General features: G+C 40.6%; 12 protein-coding genes. 5 read left to right on the top strand and 7 right to left on the bottom strand.

Annotated features, from left to right (window positions below; translation table 11 throughout):
- Positions 1-13 precede the first annotated feature (13 nt).
- Complete coding sequence (locus tag KO529_RS13130; RefSeq protein WP_215948329.1) at positions 14-1,780, bottom strand: PAS domain-containing hybrid sensor histidine kinase/response regulator; 1,767 nt, start codon at positions 1,778-1,780, stop codon at positions 14-16.
- A complete protein-coding gene (locus KO529_RS13125; protein WP_215948328.1) occupies positions 1,777-2,904 on the bottom strand; it encodes an FIST signal transduction protein in 1,128 nt (375 codons plus the stop codon). Before KO529_RS13125 ends, KO529_RS13130 begins: the two co-directional genes overlap by 4 nt.
- A gap of 415 nt (positions 2,905-3,319) precedes the next feature.
- Between KO529_RS13125 and KO529_RS13120 the strand changes: the two genes are divergently transcribed.
- On the top strand, positions 3,320-4,516 hold the full coding sequence (locus KO529_RS13120; RefSeq protein ID WP_215948576.1) for an MFS transporter: 1,197 nt from the start codon (positions 3,320-3,322) through the stop codon (positions 4,514-4,516).
- Between the two features lie 99 nt (positions 4,517-4,615).
- Here the strand turns inward: KO529_RS13120 and leuB are convergent, their stop codons facing one another.
- From leuB to KO529_RS13095, 5 genes are all read right to left on the bottom strand, one after another.
- A complete protein-coding gene (gene leuB / locus KO529_RS13115; RefSeq protein ID WP_072861269.1) occupies positions 4,616-5,671 on the bottom strand; it encodes a 3-isopropylmalate dehydrogenase in 1,056 nt (351 codons plus the stop codon).
- Between the two features lie 61 nt (positions 5,672-5,732).
- Positions 5,733-7,250 (bottom strand): alpha-isopropylmalate synthase regulatory domain-containing protein, encoded by a 1,518-nt coding sequence (locus KO529_RS13110; protein ID WP_215948327.1) that lies wholly within the window; start codon positions 7,248-7,250, stop codon positions 5,733-5,735.
- A gap of 128 nt (positions 7,251-7,378) precedes the next feature.
- A complete protein-coding gene (leuD, locus tag KO529_RS13105; RefSeq protein ID WP_215948326.1) occupies positions 7,379-7,975 on the bottom strand; it encodes a 3-isopropylmalate dehydratase small subunit in 597 nt (198 codons plus the stop codon).
- Positions 7,976-8,151: 176 nt separating this feature from the next.
- Positions 8,152-9,561 carry a 3-isopropylmalate dehydratase large subunit gene (gene leuC, locus KO529_RS13100; RefSeq protein WP_215948325.1) on the bottom strand — a complete coding sequence of 470 codons (1,410 nt, stop codon included), beginning with the start codon at positions 9,559-9,561 and terminating at the stop codon, positions 8,152-8,154.
- A gap of 324 nt (positions 9,562-9,885) precedes the next feature.
- Positions 9,886-11,448 carry a M28 family peptidase gene (locus KO529_RS13095; protein ID WP_215948324.1) on the bottom strand — a complete coding sequence of 521 codons (1,563 nt, stop codon included), beginning with the start codon at positions 11,446-11,448 and terminating at the stop codon, positions 9,886-9,888.
- Between the two features lie 318 nt (positions 11,449-11,766).
- Between KO529_RS13095 and KO529_RS13090 the strand changes: the two genes are divergently transcribed.
- The 4 genes from KO529_RS13090 to KO529_RS13075 all read left to right on the top strand — a co-directional run bounded on the left by KO529_RS13090 (position 11,767) and on the right by KO529_RS13075 (position 16,627).
- Positions 11,767-12,687, top strand: coding sequence for a dihydrodipicolinate synthase family protein (locus tag KO529_RS13090; RefSeq protein ID WP_215948323.1), 921 nt, complete (start codon positions 11,767-11,769; stop codon positions 12,685-12,687).
- A gap of 89 nt (positions 12,688-12,776) precedes the next feature.
- Positions 12,777-14,360: an aldehyde dehydrogenase (NADP(+)) gene (locus KO529_RS13085; RefSeq protein WP_215948322.1), complete on the top strand. Its 1,584-nt coding sequence runs from the start codon at positions 12,777-12,779 to the stop codon at positions 14,358-14,360.
- 4 nt (positions 14,361-14,364) lie between these two features.
- A complete protein-coding gene (locus tag KO529_RS13080; RefSeq protein ID WP_215948321.1) occupies positions 14,365-15,372 on the top strand; it encodes a 4-hydroxyproline epimerase in 1,008 nt (335 codons plus the stop codon).
- A 4-nt stretch (positions 15,373-15,376) separates the two neighbouring features.
- Complete coding sequence (locus KO529_RS13075) at positions 15,377-16,627, top strand: NAD(P)/FAD-dependent oxidoreductase (protein ID WP_215948320.1); 1,251 nt, start codon at positions 15,377-15,379, stop codon at positions 16,625-16,627.
- Positions 16,628-16,688: the final 61 nt, after the last annotated feature.

Here is a 16,688-nt window from a genome sequence, read left to right as displayed (position 1 = left end):
TAGATTATCTTAATTACTGAATATACTTTTGCTGAAGGATAGACGTCAATGTTTTGAATAATTCCGTTGGATTAAAAGGTTTGCATATAAGACCATCTATTCCGTATTCCCCTAACTGGTTCTTAATATCCATTCCCGTGGAAGCAGATAGCGCGTAGATGGGCATGACCTTATTGAGGGGGTTATTGGAATCCCTAATGGCCTTGCTTGCTTCAAAACCGTTCATTACCGGCATTTGAAGGTCCATCAATATCATATCATAGGTACTTTCCATGGCCTTATTAAGGGCTATTAGTCCATTTTCAGCTATATCAAAATCTACCTGCCATTTGGAGAGAAACTTTTCGATGACCATAATATTTACTTTATTGTCCTCGGCCACAAGAATTCTAGCCCCTTTTAGATTATCCTGTTCATGAATTGACTTGGCATCAAAGGCATCGACATCCTCCTGATAATCGGTCTTGCTGCTCTTTTGTAGCTTCAGCTTAAAACTAAAGGTGGATCCTTTGCCAACTTGGCTCTCCAATTTTAGCTCGCTATCCATAATTTCCAATAATCGCTTACAGATGGCCAGACCCAAACCTGTACCTCCGTACTTTCTTGTGGTATCAGAATTGGCCTGGGCGAATGAAAGAAATATTTTATCCCGTTTATCTTCAGGAATACCAATTCCCGTATCGGATATTATAAATTCCAAAACGCAGTAATCGTTAGCTATCTCCACAGCTTCAATATCCACAGTAACCTTGCCTTCCTCTGTAAACTTAATGGCATTGCTGACCAGGTTGGTCAGGATTTGGGATAATCTGGTACTGTCCCCAATAAATGTTTTGGGGAGCGCTGTGTCCGTCTTGACAAGAAGCCTCAAGTCCTTCTCTTTTGCCGTATTGTGGAAAATACTTTGTAAACCATTGAGGACTTGATTTAAACTAAAATCCCTTTCCTCCAGTTCCAAAAGGCCAGAGGCAATTTTATTGAAATCCAAAATATCATTTACCAAACACAAAAGATGCTCCGAGGAATGCTTTAGGGTACTTAGGTTTTCCATCTGCTCCATTTTAGGATTTTCCAATAGCAGCAAGTGGCTTATACCTATGACCGCATTCAACGGCGTTCTTATCTCATGGGACATAGTGGTCAAAAACTCGTCTTTGGCCTTATTGGCCATAGATTCCTTCTCCTTGGCCTCAATTAGGGCCAATTCCGTTTCTTTTATTTTGCTTATATCCACAATAGCGCCAATATACCCTTCAATATTTCCGTCTTCGGACATAATGACCTTCAAGGAAAAATCCAACCATTTATATTCCCCGGTGATAATTTGGGACTTAAACGATTTGCTTATAGTTTTAAAGTTAGGTGTCTTAAGGTCTATAAGATTTTTGAAATCGTTTCCCTGGTCATCCTTTAAAAATTGATAGTAAGGTTTCCCTAAACAATCTTTAACCTTATAACCTGTCAACTTTCTCCAGGCAGGATTCAGATAGGACCAATTGCCATTTAGGTCCATTTCAAAAATAACATCCTTAATGTTTCCGGCTACTTTGGACAATTGTCCTGAAATAGATTCCACACTGTTTTTTAACTGCTGGTTGGTCTGGAACAATTCTTGGGAACTTTTCTCCAAAACATTCTCTACCTGTTCCAAATCACAATCATAAGCCTTATATGCTTCGTCCACTTGACGCAATAAGGGGGCGATAAGATCTAGAGTACCATCCTCCAAATCTATCTTTTTCAACTGTCTTTTGAGTAACCTATGGTAATTATTGCTCATTCAGAAAATGTTGTTATCGTCATTGTTTGATTGTGCAGTGTACAAGGCGAAAACTTATCAAAGGGAGCAATTTCCCCGTACGAATAGAATCCAGTGGTATAGATATCATTGCCAAATACTTCATTAACGGCTTCTACTTCTTCCTCCACCAACTGTTTCATAACCAATCTTCGCCCTACACAGCTTATCAAGAAAGCCAATTGATGTTGATCTTCTGTACTATTCTTGGCAGTTATTGCCGATTGTTCAGCTCCTCCTATTATTCTATCAATATTCGCCTTCATCAATCTTACATAGGATCCTTGGGGAATGTTTCCCGCAAAAGTGAGACTTCCATTTTTTTCATCAATGGACAATATGGTCCTTACAACTGGTATTTGATTATCCTCATCCCTCATGCTCAAAGGAAACAACAGACCCGATCCGGGCAAATCCTTTGCCATGTCTCCCAAAAATGATTTATATAGCTCCAGTGCCGGTTGCCCATCCAATTCATAAAGTACATTGTTTATAGATTTCGTTACCAGTCTTTCAATACCAAAACTGTCCCAGCCTCCCTTGGATGCAAATCCTATGCTCAGTTCCGGGCCATATAAACCTAGGGCAACAATCTTTTTGGAAGCCACTTGGTTCCCGGAAATAACAAAGGTATTTTCGAAGTTTGAACAATCCCCAGCCAAACCGCCGGTGATACTTACCGACTTATCCAAATCGGCATGCAACCCCTTTACCAATTCGGCCCCATTTACAATAAGTCCATCACTGAGCACAAAAATATGCCTCAAATCTGGCCCTTTTAATTTGCTACTAATAGCTTTCCCTGCTTCAAAACTATCCAGGTTACAGGAAATTAGATCAACTTCCTCAATTCTAAGTTTAGTCTTTTCAAACTTAACGGCCGTCAAGGCTATCGTAGAATCCAACACTTCATTTCCCAAGATTTCTCCGGCAGTGGAACATCCTATTAGTTTAGTATTTTCAAATTTAAGTGCCAATTGGTTTACAAATTCTTCAGTACCAATAAAGGTGGGTGATGCGAAGAGAAAAAATACATCAGGAACAAAATCCAAATCCAAATGATCAAGGTCTTCGAGATGAAGTATTTTATGCTGAAATATTTTCATGATGATAAATTTTTGTAAGAAAAAACCTTCTTGTACATGGTATCAACGCTTAATATTCATAAATCGTATAGATTTCAAAATTTAATGGGGCATACCACCTGGTCAAAAACTTTTTAAATTCTAAAGCATAACTTCTCTACCCTTTCTTAAATAGCAATGAGGCCTTTTGGCCGTGATTAGGAAAGCATTTAGATCAAAGAAGCCCTAAATAAGTCGACCCATTGAATATTAAATATTTCCCAATAAAACGCGAAAACTACTATAAACACGCACTATATCAGTAAAGAGTATTACTTTTGCCGCTTTTTTGCAGGATATAAATGCATATAAATAGGATAATTATCCATAGCTGTACGAAAATACCTTGTAGTAATATTGTACCTGTATTAATGTCTTAAATAATAATATTATGAGTATGGACAAATCGAACAAAAAAGCACTGCTTGCCCTAGGGGTAGGAGGCTTTGGTATAGGAATGACCGAGTTTGTAATAATGGGTATTCTTCCGGACGTGGCCAATTCTCTTCAAATAAGTATACCTCAGGCGGGTCATTTTATATCGGCCTATGCCTTGGGAGTGGTAGTTGGCGCCCCCACTTTAACGGCTTTGAGCGGAAAGTGGCCAGCGCATAAAGTGTTACTATATTTAATGGTATGGTTTACGCTTTTCAACACCCTTTCAGCATTTTCTACAAACTATGTTACATTAATGATTGCTAGATTCCTATCTGGATTGCCACATGGAGCATTTTTTGGAATTGGTGCCGTAGTGGCAGGAAAGTTGGCAAAAGAAGGAAAAGCGGCCCAGGCCATTGCTACCATGTTTGCCGGCTTAACCATAGCCAATGTAATAGGAGTACCCATAGGCACTTATCTAGGCCATTATTATAATTGGAACCTTTCTTTTCTATTAGTGGGTATTGTGGGTGTTATAGCATTGCTCAGCATCTACTTTTGGATGCCAAAAATGGAAAAATCCTCTTCCGAGGGATTTATCAAAGATTTGAAGGTTTTTAAGAGAGTGGAAATTTGGCTGCTCATCTTACTCACCACAATCGGGACAGGGGGATTTTTTGCCTGGTATAGCTACATTGCCCCGTTGTTAACAAATGTATCGGGACATTCCGAAAGTATGGTGAGCTATGCCATGATCTTGGCAGGCTTAGGAATGGTGTTCGGTAATTTTATTGGTGCTAAAATGGCAGAGATATTTAGTCCATTGAAGGCTGTAATCATCAGTTTATCCTTAATGGTAATGGTACTGTTAATCAACTTCTTGGTTGCCGCAAATCCAGTAGCAATATTAATTTTAACCTTCATTATAGGGATCGTTTCCTTTATGGTAGGCACACCAATTCAATTGGCCATTATAAAGGCATCCAAGGGATCTGAAATGTTGGGGTCTTCCATGAATCAGAGTGCCTTTAACATGGGCAATGCCTCAGGAGCATTTTTTGCCGGATTGCCCATAGCCTTAGGGTACGGTTTTACATCGGCAAGCTTGGTAGGGGCCTTAATGGCAGGAACCGGTATAGCTATAGCTGTATTGATAATAGTGTTTTCTAAAAGTAGAGCGGTCAGTACCAAAAGAAAAATGGCATTCAATTCTTAAGGTTCGGATATAATCCGTAAAAACATAAAAGAGGGCGTCTAATAAGGTTTAGACGCCCTCTTTTTATAGATTCCTGTCTACACAGGAATGACAAGTATTCTAGATGTTTTTAGCCAGCCAATCTCCAATTTCACTGGTCTTATAGGCTTTTCCGCCTTCTGCCAAATCTTCCGAAACCACACCTTCAGCCAGGGATTTGTTTACAACATCCCGAATGGCCTGTGCCTCTTCCTTCAAGTCAAAATCTTCGAACATCATGGCAGCCGATAGCACCGTAGCCAATGGATTTGCTATATCCTTACCTGCCGCTTGTGGGTATGACCCGTGAATTGGTTCATACAATCTTGTTTTGGTTCCTACGGAAGCCGATGGCATTAATCCCATAGACCCTGAAATTACCGAAGCCTCATCCGTTAAAATATCTCCAAAAAGATTTTCAGTTATTATTACATCATACCCTTTTGGCCATTGCACCAATCTCATGGCCACAGCATCCACAAATTCATAGGAAACAGTTACTTCTGGGTAATCCTTTTCCATTGCCTGTACCGTCTCTCTCCACAATCTGGAAGATTCCAAAACGTTGGCCTTATCTACACAACAAAGCTTTTTAGATCTGGTCATGGCCATTTCAAACCCTTTTTTGGCCAAACGCTGAATTTCCGCACGGGTATAGGTCATAGTATCAAAGGCGGTATTCCCATTATCCTTTCTTCCTCGTTCCCCAAAATATACTCCGCCCGTTAATTCCCTTAGAATAATTAAATCCGTTCCCTCGATTCGCTCACGTTTTAAAGGAGACTTATCTATAAGTGACGGAAAAGTAAAAGTAGGCCTAACGTTGGCGAACAAGCCCAATTTTTGTCTCATTTTCAACAATCCTTGCTCTGGACGTACCTTAGCAGATGGATCATTGTCGAATCTTGGGTGCCCAATAGCGCCAAATAAAACGGCATCCGCAGCTTCACAAACGGCATGGGTTTCATCTGGATAAGGCTCTCCAACAGCATCAATTGCCGCTGCACCGGTAAGGGCAGGTGTCCAGCTTATCTCATGATTGTATTTCTTGGCTATGGCATTGGATACTTTTACCGCTTGATCAATTACTTCAGGACCTATTCCATCTCCTGCTAAAAGGGCAATATTTAATTTCATTTATTCTTGCTTTTTGCCATACGTTTTGCGCCTGGCATGGTTATAATTGTTTGTGTTTTTCCTAAATAATATTTAACATTTTCTCGGTCGCTTTTATGGCCGAGACAGTTTGGTCGGAGTCCAACCCCCTGGATATAAATTCCTTATCACCTCTTTTCCAGGTAATAATGGTTTCACAGAGTGCATCAGAGTTACTGCCTGGTGGAATTCGAACCGCATAATCCACCAAAGTGGGCAATTCCAATTTTTTGGATTTATATACTTTTCTCAAGGCATTCATGAAGGCATCATATTGACCATCGCCCTGAGCGTGTTCCTCTATAAGTTCACCATTAATTTCGAGGGCTAGGGTAGTGGAGGGCTTTAAGCCTTTGGAATGGGTGAGTACGTACGATTTAACAAAAACTTTTTGCTGATAGGTATCACTATCCAAAACATCGGAGATAATATAGGGCAGGTCCTCCTTGGTTACCTTTTCCTTTTTATCTCCCAATTCAATAATACGGGCCGTAACCTTTTTTAATTCATCATCATTGAGGGTTAGTCCCAGCTCCTGTAAGTTCTTTTGAATATTGGCCTTTCCCGAAGTTTTACCTAAGGCATATTTACGTTTTCTACCAAATCTCTCTGGCATTAAGTCGTTAAAGTACAAATTCTTTTTACTGTCCCCATCTGCATGGATTCCAGCAGTTTGGGTAAAAACATTGTCACCAACGATTGGCTTGTTGGCAGGAATTCCAAACCCGGTAAAGGCAGATACCAACTTGCTCACCTTATAAAGGGAAGATTCGTTCACGGTTACCTCTATTTCGGGCATAAAATCATTGATTACCGCAATGGCACTTGCCATTGGGGCGTTACCTGCTCTTTCACCCATACCGTTTACGGTTAAATGAAGGCCATGGCAACCTGCTTTTATCGCCTCCATTACATTGGAAACACTTAAATCGTAATCGTTATGTCCATGAAAATCGAAATGCATCTTGGGATAACGCTGAACTATTTCAGATATAAATTTGTTTGTTTCGGTATAGGTCAGGATTCCCAAAGTATCCGGCAACAATACCCTTTTAATAGGTTGTGTGGACAGGAAATCTATAAATTGGAACACATATTCCTTTGAATTTCGCATTCCATTGCTCCAGTCCTCCAAATATACATTGGTAGAAATGCCTTCCTTGGCCGCTTCTGCAATGGTCTTTTCAATTTCGCTAAAATGTTGTTGCGGTGTTTTTTTAAGTTGGTGGGTTAGGTGGTTCATAGAACCTTTAGTTAAAAGATTCTGGACCTTGGCACCGGATTTTTTCATCCAATCAATGGAAACGCCCCCATCTACGAAGGTCAATACCTCTACACGGTTAATATACCCTTTAGTATTGGCCCATTCGGTAATCTGTTGTACCGCTGAAAGTTCTCCCTCCGATACTCGGGCGGAGGCTACTTCAATTCTATCCACATTCAACTCATCCAATAGCAACTTAGCCAATGTAAGTTTTTCGGATGCTGAAAAGGACACCCCTGAGGTCTGTTCCCCATCCCGGAGGGTGGTGTCCATTATTTCAATTATTCTTCGTTTCATTTATGCAGAACTAGTAACCGTATCTCTATTGTCCAATAACTTAAAAAACAGTAAAATGCCTTTGTAGGATATCAAGACGAAGGGAAACCTCCACTCAATATATGGTACATTTACTGCAACCAAATACTTTACAATGGAGTATCTTCGGCAAATTCCCTAATATTCTCCTTTATGTTCAAAAGATAATCAATATCATCAAAGCCGTTAAGCATATTATCTTTTTTGTAATTGTTGATATCAAAACTTTCGGATTCGCCAGTAGTGGTCAACGTAATGGTCTGTTCGGGTAAATTTACTACCAATTCTGTTTTTGGATCCGCATAGATTGCCTCAAATATTTTTTCCAAAAACGGAGCGCTCACCTGAACTGGCAATACACCAATATTTAAACAGTTATTCTTAAAAATATCTGCAAAAAAACTGGATACCACACACCTAAATCCGTAATCGTACACTGCCCAAGCAGCATGTTCCCTAGAAGAACCGGATCCAAAGTTTTTTCCACCCACCAATATTTTACCACTGAAGGTAGGATTGTTTAAAACAAAATCCTCTTTTGGACTATTGTCCGGATTGTAGCGCCAATCCCTGAACAAATTGTCGCCAAAACCTTTACGCTCGGTCGCCTTAAGAAAACGGGCCGGGATTATTTGATCCGTATCCACATTTTCAATGGGAAGCGGAACTCCTGTTGTTTTAAGTATATTAAATTTATCGTATGCCATGTTATTTAAACTTATGTGCTCAGCGCCCAGCGCTAAACGAAAATTAAACTTTATTTTATCACAAAATTATTTTGACTTCAATAAAATCCTCCGGAAGCTATTTCCTGAAAATACCGTTACAAGACGCTGAAATATGTAAGGAGTATTTTAGATTTTGCCAAAAGCCCTTTGACGTTTTAAACCAATTCCTCCTGCATCAACCCTCTAGGATCGGTTACCTTTCCAGTAACGGCTGCTGCAGCTGCCACCAACGGACTTGCCAAAAGTGTTCTGGACCCAGGGCCTTGTCTACCTTCAAAATTTCTATTCGAAGTACTAACGGCATATTTCCCTGCAGGAACCTTATCATCGTTCATTGCCAAACATGCAGAGCATCCAGGCTCGCGCAATTCAAAACCAGCATCGTGCAAGATGTCCAAAATTCCTTCCTCCTTAATTGCGGATTCCACTTTATGCGATCCAGGCACCAACCAAGCGGTTACATTATCTGCTTTTTTTCTGCCTTTTACAATAGAGGCGAAAGCTCTAAAGTCTTCAATACGGCCATTGGTACAACTTCCCAAAAACACAAAATCGATTGGTTTTCCAATCATATTATCGCCCTCATGGAAGGCCATATATTGAAGTGATTTTTTATATGTGGCAACACCACCCTCCACAGATTCAGCCGTTGGAATACCATTGGAAATTCCGATACCCATCCCTGGATTGGTTCCGTAAGTAATCATAGGTTCTATATCGGCAGCATCAAAGGTAATTTCTTTGTCAAAAGTGGCACCCTCATCCGTTTTAAGAGTTTCCCAATATTCCATGGCCTTGTCCCAATCGGCACCAACAGGAGTAAATTCCCGACCTTTGATATATTCAAAAGTTTTTTCGTCCGGGGCAATCATCCCTCCACGGGCACCCATTTCAATACTCAGGTTACAAACGGTCATTCTACCCTCCATGGTCATGTTCCTAAAAACATCACCAGCATACTCCACAAAGTACCCTGTTGCACCGGAGGTCGTTAATTTGGAAATTATATATAGGGCCACATCTTTTGGTGTAACGCCCTTACTAAGTTTTCCATTTACATTGATACGCATAGATTTGGCCTTCTGCTGCATAATACATTGGGTAGCCAATACCATTTCCACCTCTGAAGTTCCAATACCAAATGCAATAGCTCCAAATGCGCCATGGGTAGAGGTATGCGAATCACCACATACAATGGTAGCGCCAGGTTGGGTAATTCCGTATTCCGGACCTACCACGTGCACAATTCCATTTTTCTCATGTCCAAGTCCCCAATAGGAAATACCGTGAGCTTTGGAATTTTCCTCCAACGCTTTAAGCTGATTGGCCGAAAGTGGATCCTCAACTGGCAAATGCTGGTTAATGGTAGGAGTGTTATGATCTGCAGTAGCAAAAGTACGCCCTGGGTACATTACTGGAATACCCCTACTTTTTAGACCTAGAAATGCTACCGGACTAGTCACTTCATGAACCATGTGACGGTCTATGAACAGGACATCAGGCCCATTTTCAATCTTATGAACAACATGGGAATCCCATACTTTATCAAATAACGTTTTCTTCATTTTATAGGGTTATGATTTATGATCTTAGATTTAATATTCTTAAAGAGGCACATTACCTACTTTTTTACTAGCATGCAAAATTAAGACTATCTTGTAAATCATTGAAATTAATATAGGAATAATTACGATGTTCAACATAAAAGTTGCCGAATGTTTAGAATATAACCTGTTCTTTTTTTGATATGGCATTTAGCCGACTATCCCATTTGTGGGGACAACAATTTGGAGTTGGGCAAGGGGCACACAAGTTCCCAAATGTTTAGAACAAAAAAGGTGGACAAATCCAATTCATCCACCCATTTTGAAAGCTTTACTTTTTATTAATTACTTAGCTGCCTTATCCACCTTTAGACGGGCATCCCTATTGGCTATCTCCCAAGCGGTAAGAAAAACCAGTCTGGTTCTATTTTCCAATAGATCATAATTTATTTTGTCCGGTGTATCCCCAGGCTGGTGATAGTCGGCATGGGTTCCATTAAAATAGAATATGATAGGAATATTATTTTTTGCAAAATTGTAATGATCACTTCTGTAGTAGAAACGGTTGGGATCATTTTCATCGTTAAAGGTGTAATCCAATTCAATATTCATATATTTTTTGTTGACCTCTTCCGATAGCTCATGGAGTTCTGTACTTAACTTATCGGAACCAATTAAATAAATATAATTCCTATTCCCAGTGCGGTTCGGGTCTATTCTCCCGATCATATCAATATTTAAATCGGCCACCGTTTGGGACAAAGGAAAAATTGGGTCGTAATCGGCGTAATATTTTGATCCCAAAAGACCTTTTTCCTCCCCCGTTACATGAAGAAAAACTACAGATCGTTTTGGCCCATTGCCTTCATCCGCTGCTTTTTTAAATGCCTCAGCAATCTCCAAAAGACCAACGGTTCCAGAACCATCATCGTCAGCGCCATTAAAAATCTCACCCTCGGTGTTTACCCCAACATGATCAAGGTGAGCTGAAATTATAACATACTCATCAGGCTTTTCGGAACCTTTTATTACGGCGACTACATTCTCAGATTCCACGTCTTTACTATCACTTTCAATATTAAGGACCAATTTAGTGGAAACGTTTTTAGAAGTATTTTCGGATTTAATATTAGGAAGAATAGCATTTGCTACAAGGGCATCTATAAAAAAGCTGTAAAAATCATTTTGGACTTCATCCTTTAACCCCATACTTCCACTATCCTTGCTTTGCATAAAATTAAACCTATTTTTAAAGCGACCGTAATTGCCCTCATCAAAATACATTACACCAATAGCACCTTTGCTCGAGGCCAATTCCATTCTTTTTCCAATAGATTCCGACATATTGCTCCAAACAGATGTCTCATTGGAGCCCGAAAGGGTATAAGTTCCGTCAGCGTTCATAGGTTCCCCTGCCTTCATCAAAACTATTTTACCTTTTACATCCACACCGGCATAATCCGAATAATTCTCTTCTTCTATACCATAATTTACATATACTATATTATCATAACTACCCGTGGCAGCTGTAAATGTCAACAACCCTTCTCCATTTTGGTATTCCTTTCCATTTATGGAAACAGATCCCTTAGGTAATTTACTTATGACCAACGGAACATTTTGAAAATAATTCCCATCAGATTGGGCAGCTGGAATGCCAAGTTCTACATATTCTGCTTTAAGATATTCCACTGCCAATTTTTGTCCGGGTTCCCCAGTATCCCTACCTTCAAATTCATCCGAGGCATAAGTATAGAGGTGTTCCTTTAATTCGGCCTCCGTAATGGATTGGGCATAAACCAAGGGGTTTACACTAGTTTTTACTGGTTCAATTTGTTGGGAAATGGTTTTTTGCGATGAGTTGCAGGCCAAGGAAAGTCCTAACGCAACAAACAGTATCTTTTTCATTCAGCTATTTTTAATTAATTCAGAATTTTCCAAAAATAGGGAAATCTTTAAGAAAGAATCTTAGTATTTTTATAAAACTGCTTAGACTATTATTGTTGATATTCCATAAGTGGTATAAACACCTAAAAGTTAGGACTATGTTCAAGATATCTTAGAATTACAATTGTTTGGATTGATATAATACTCACATCGTTTTTTAACCTGTTTTTCCCATTTGAAAGCCCAATAAGTTAATATTCTCTCAAATTCGGCTAATATTTCTCTATTTTAAGGTTTACGGTTGTATTAAATTTGTAATTCATTATAAAAATCTTTGTTATGCAAATAAAATGGGAAGGCGTAATGCCCGCAGTTACCACCAAATTCACAAAAGAGGATACCTTGGACCTAGAGATGTTCGAAACCAACATTCAGGCACAGCTGGAAGCTGGGGTCAGCGCTATCATCCTAGGAGGTACCCTTGGAGAAGCCAGTACTCTAACAGATGATGAGAAGAAGATATTGATTCAGGAGACTGTGAGAATTGTTGACGGTAAGATTCCTGTTATCATAAACATAGCTGAACAGACCACAAAGGGTGCCATTGAAGCGGCTTATAAAGCTAAAAAATATGGGGCCAGTGGATTAATGATGCTTCCTCCTATGCGTTATAAGGCAAATGATTTTGAAACGGTAACCTACTTTAAGGAAGTAGCCAAGAGCACGGATTTACCTATAATGATATACAACAATCCTGTAGATTATGGCATAGAGGTAACATTGGATATGTTCGAAGAATTATTGACCATGCCCAACATACAAGCCGTAAAGGAATCTACCCGGGACATCTCCAACATCACACGCATTAAAAATAGGTTTGGTGACCGCCTAAAGGTGTTGACAGGCGTAGACACTTTAGGATTGGAAAGCGTTCTTATGGGAGCGGACGGCTGGGTAGCTGGCCTGGTCTGTGCCTTTCCTGCAGAAACCGTAGCCATATATAGCCTGGCAAAAGCTGGGAGAATTCAGGAAGCCTTAGCTATTTACAGATGGTTTTTACCTTTATTGGAACTGGACATCAACCCCCAATTGGTACAAAATATAAAATTGGCCGAAGTAGCTACCGGCATTGGAACGGAGCAGGTTAGGGCGCCCAGACTACCTTTACAGGGAGAGGAAAGAAAAAGGGTCTTGCAAATTATTGAAGAAGGGATGAAGACAAGACCAACCCTTCCTGAGTATAAACCAGAGTTGGTTTAACCTAATTATAACATAAATAACCTTCTAAAGTGTTACTTTAGTCAAGGAAATTCAAGCTCATTTGAGCATATAATTATAACAAATTCATAATGATTACAGGGAAAAACTATATTGGAGTAGATACATCGGCCAAGAACAGTAGAACATATTCAACTTTCAATCCAAAATTAAATAAACCTACGGAATGGGTTTTCCATGAGGCATCCCAAGAAGAGGTAAATGCCGCAGTAGATAAGGCAGCAATAGCATTTGATACCTATAGCAAGTTTCCAGACGCCAAAAAAGCCGAATTTTTAAAGGCCATTGCCAGCGAAATTGAAGCCTTGGGCGATGAATTGATTTCGGTTTACGTCCAGGAATCGGGATTACCTGAAGGCCGGGCAAAAGGAGAGCGGGGAAGAACTATGGGACAACTACGGGCCTTCGCCTCCTTATTGGAAGAGGGCTCCTGGGTAGAGGCCACTATAGATACTGCGCAGCCTAATAGGGAACCATTGCCAAAAGTAGACATTAGAAAAATGTTGCTTCCCATTGGTCCCATTGCCGTATTTGGCGCCAGCAATTTCCCATTGGCGTTTTCTACCGCCGGGGGAGATACGGCCAGTGCTTTGGCTGCAGGCTGCCCAGTAATTGTAAAAAGTCACCCAATGCATGCCGGTACTGGAGAACTGGTATCGTCAGCTATTGCCAAAGCCGCTAAAAAGACAGGCATGCCAGACGGCGTTTTCTCCAATTTAAATAGTAGTGATTCGGAGGTAGGGCAATTATTGACCATGCACCCAAAAGTAAAAGGCGTAGGTTTTACAGGCAGTACCAATGGAGGAATGGCTTTATTTAGATTGGCCTCACAAAGAAAAGAGCCAATCCCGGTTTTTGCCGAGATGGGCAGTATTAATCCTGTAGTGGTCCTACCCTCTGCCTTGGAGCAAAAAGGGTCCGAATGGGCCGCTCAATACGCGGGTTCCATTGTACTGGGAGCGGGGCAATTTTGCACCAATCCAGGACTTATTATAGGTATAAAAGGACAGGCCTTGGAGGGTTTTATAACCAACTTGGGCAATGAAATAGAAAAATTAGAGCCTACTTGCATGTTGCATCCCAACATATACGAAGGTTACGAAAAAGGGAAAAAAGAATTATCCTCCCAGCCCAAAACAGCCGAAGTAGCTGCTTTTAAAGGTGAAGTGGCCCCTAATTTTGCCGAACAAAAAATATTGACCGTTGCTGCGAAGGACTTTTTGGACAATCCCGTGTTACATAAGGAGGTTTTTGGTCCGTTTTCAATTGTTGTACAATGCCAGGACAAAGCGGAATTGGTTACTGTAATCCAACATTTGGAAGGACAGTTGACCGGAACTATTTTAGGGACGGAAACCGAGATCAAAACCAGTCCAGAGGTAGTAAATGCTTTGGTAAATAGGGTAGGGCGTATCATCTTCAATGGAGTGCCCACAGGAGTGGAAGTTTGTCCATCCATGATGCATGGAGGGCCATTTCCGTCTACTACAGATAGTAGGTTTACCTCCGTAGGAACTTCGGCCATAAGACGATGGGTAAGACCAGTGTCTTTCCAAAGTTGGCCGGAAGAATTATTACCGGATGCCTTAAAGAACAACAATCCTTTGGATATCATGAGACTAGTGAACGGTGAACATACCAAACAGCAGCTCTAGCAAAATGGGTAGAAAAACTTTTTTTTGTGTGGATGCCCATACATGCGGGAATCCTGTTAGGGTGGTTGCCGGAGGAGGGCCTAATCTATTTGGCGTGGACATGAGCGAAAAACGCCAGCATTTTTTAAAGGAATTCGATTGGATCCGAAAAGGACTAATGTTCGAACCTCGTGGCCATGACATGATGAGCGGAAGTATTTTTTACCCGCCTTCAGATCCGGCCAACGATTTTGGTATACTGTTTATAGAAACCAGTGGCTGTCTCCCCATGTGCGGACATGGTACCATAGGGGCAATAACCATAGGGATAGAGGAAGGGCTACTTTCTCCAAAGGAACCCGGAAAAATAAGAATGGAAACTCCTGCGGGCCTGGTAAATATTCAATATCAACAAACCGGCAAAAAGGTAGATTGGGTAAAATTAACGAATGTTAAATCGTACCTGGCTGCATCCGAACTTACTGTTAATTGTTCAGATTTAGGGGAACTTGTTTTTGACGTCTCTTACGGGGGCAACTATTATGCTATTATTGACCCCCAAAAGAATTTTAAAGGCATTCAGGATTACTCCGCAGGCAAGTTGGTCCAATACAGTCAAGAGATAAGGGAGAAAATAAATCTTAAATATCCCAACAAGTTTATCCACCCAGAGAACCCGACTATCAATAGTGTCAGCCATATAGAATGGACTGGCAACACCATATCACCGGAGGCCACGGCAAGAAATGCTGTTTTCTATGGGGATAAGGCAATAGACAGGTCTCCCTGTGGTACAGGCACTTCTGCCCGAATGGCACAATGGCATGCCAAAGGAAAGCTAAAAGTGGGGGATGAGTTTATCCATGAAAGTTTTATTGGGTCCCAATTTGTTGGGAAAGTGGAGGAAGAAACTTCTTTGGCCGGAATAAAGGCCATCGTCCCAAGTATAAAAGGATGGGCACAGGTTTATGGCTACAACAATATTATTATCGATGATGACGATCCCTATGCCCACGGTTTTCAAGTAATTTAATAGAATGGAAAAAGATGTATTGATCATAGGTGGGGGAATTGTTGGACTCTGTTCTGCCTACTTTTTACAAAAAGAGGGTCATAAGGTTACCATACTGGACAGATCGGATATTACTTCCGGTGCCTCTTTTGTCAACGCTGGGTATATTACCCCAAGCCATATTATTCCCTTGGCCTCTCCTGGAATGATATCTAAAGGAATTAAATGGATGTTCAATTCGTCCAGTCCATTTTATATGCAGCCTCGCTGGGATACGGATTTTTTTAAATGGTCATGGTATTTCCACAAATCCTCTACTAAAGAAAAAGTAGCCTTGGCAATACCCTTGATCAAGGAAATAAATATAATTAGTAGGGAACTTTTTACCTCTATAAAGAATACAGGGGATCTAGGTGATTTTCAACTGGAACGAAAAGGTCTTTTAATGTTATATAAAACAGAAAAGGAAGGTGAACATGAAATGCAAGTAGCTCAAAAGGCTTCGTTCTTAGGCTTGGAGGTTAGCTCATTGAACAAAAAAGAGCTGGATTTACTTCAACCAAACGTTACTATGGACGTCAAAGGGGCCGTTCATTATGAGTGTGATGGACACACCACTCCGACAGAGTTCATGAAGAAAATGTTGGATTACCTAAAGAAGAACGGGGTAGTTATTAAGACCAATGAAGAGGTTATTGATTTATCTACAGAAAATGGCCGTATAACCAAGGTAACTAGCAATAAGAAGGAATATTCCCCTGAAGAGGTTGTTTTGGCAGCAGGCTCTTGGAGCGATAGCTTGTCCAAGAAAATGAAAATAAAACTTCCCATACAGGCGGGCAAAGGGTATCGGATAAATGTACCTAGACCCACCGGGATTACCATTCCGGCCATTTTAATGGAAGCCAAGGTAGCGGTAACACCAATGACAGAATATACTCGTTTTGCAGGCACCATGGAATTTTCGGGAATCAACGATATTATTAGAAAACAACGGGTTGAAGCCATAGCAAGAGCTGCCACTGAATTCTATCCGGAAATAAAAATAAATGAATCAGAAAAAGCTGATGCCAAAAGTGGTCTGCGCCCCGTTTCACCGGATGGCTTGCCCTATATTGGTAAAAGTAGCGCCCTTAAAAATTTAACGGTAGCAACTGGGCACGCCATGATGGGTTGGAGTCTTGGCCCTGTGACCGGAAAATTGGTTTCCGAAATAATATCGGACAAGAAAACCTCTATGGATATAAACGGCTTTTCCCCAAATAGACGCTTCTAGTCTTTAGAGCCAAAAAAAATACAAACCATGAAAACGGACATAAACATGCTCGTTTTCATGG

The organism is Arenibacter algicola, from assembly GCF_018860365.1.
GTDB lineage: Bacteria > Bacteroidota > Bacteroidia > Flavobacteriales > Flavobacteriaceae > Arenibacter > Arenibacter algicola_B.
Note: the sequence above shows the minus strand (reverse complement) of the source record. Positions and strands in the feature narration are given on the sequence as shown.

Coding starts and splice junctions, on each gene's coding strand:
- KO529_RS13085 (WP_215948322.1), top strand. CDS start 12,777: ATGATTACAGGGAAAAACTATATTGGAGTAGATACATCGGCCAAGAAC.
- KO529_RS13130 (WP_215948329.1), bottom strand. CDS start 1,780: ATGAGCAATAATTACCATAGGTTACTCAAAAGACAGTTGAAAAAGATA.
- KO529_RS13125 (WP_215948328.1), bottom strand. CDS start 2,904: ATGAAAATATTTCAGCATAAAATACTTCATCTCGAAGACCTTGATCAT.
- KO529_RS13120 (WP_215948576.1), top strand. CDS start 3,320: ATGGACAAATCGAACAAAAAAGCACTGCTTGCCCTAGGGGTAGGAGGC.
- KO529_RS13090 (WP_215948323.1), top strand. CDS start 11,767: ATGCAAATAAAATGGGAAGGCGTAATGCCCGCAGTTACCACCAAATTC.
- KO529_RS13095 (WP_215948324.1), bottom strand. CDS start 11,448: ATGAAAAAGATACTGTTTGTTGCGTTAGGACTTTCCTTGGCCTGCAAC.
- KO529_RS13075 (WP_215948320.1), top strand. CDS start 15,377: ATGGAAAAAGATGTATTGATCATAGGTGGGGGAATTGTTGGACTCTGT.
- KO529_RS13110 (WP_215948327.1), bottom strand. CDS start 7,250: ATGAAACGAAGAATAATTGAAATAATGGACACCACCCTCCGGGATGGG.
- leuC (WP_215948325.1), bottom strand. CDS start 9,561: ATGAAGAAAACGTTATTTGATAAAGTATGGGATTCCCATGTTGTTCAT.
- leuD (WP_215948326.1), bottom strand. CDS start 7,975: ATGGCATACGATAAATTTAATATACTTAAAACAACAGGAGTTCCGCTT.
- leuB (WP_072861269.1), bottom strand. CDS start 5,671: ATGAAATTAAATATTGCCCTTTTAGCAGGAGATGGAATAGGTCCTGAA.
- KO529_RS13080 (WP_215948321.1), top strand. CDS start 14,365: ATGGGTAGAAAAACTTTTTTTTGTGTGGATGCCCATACATGCGGGAAT.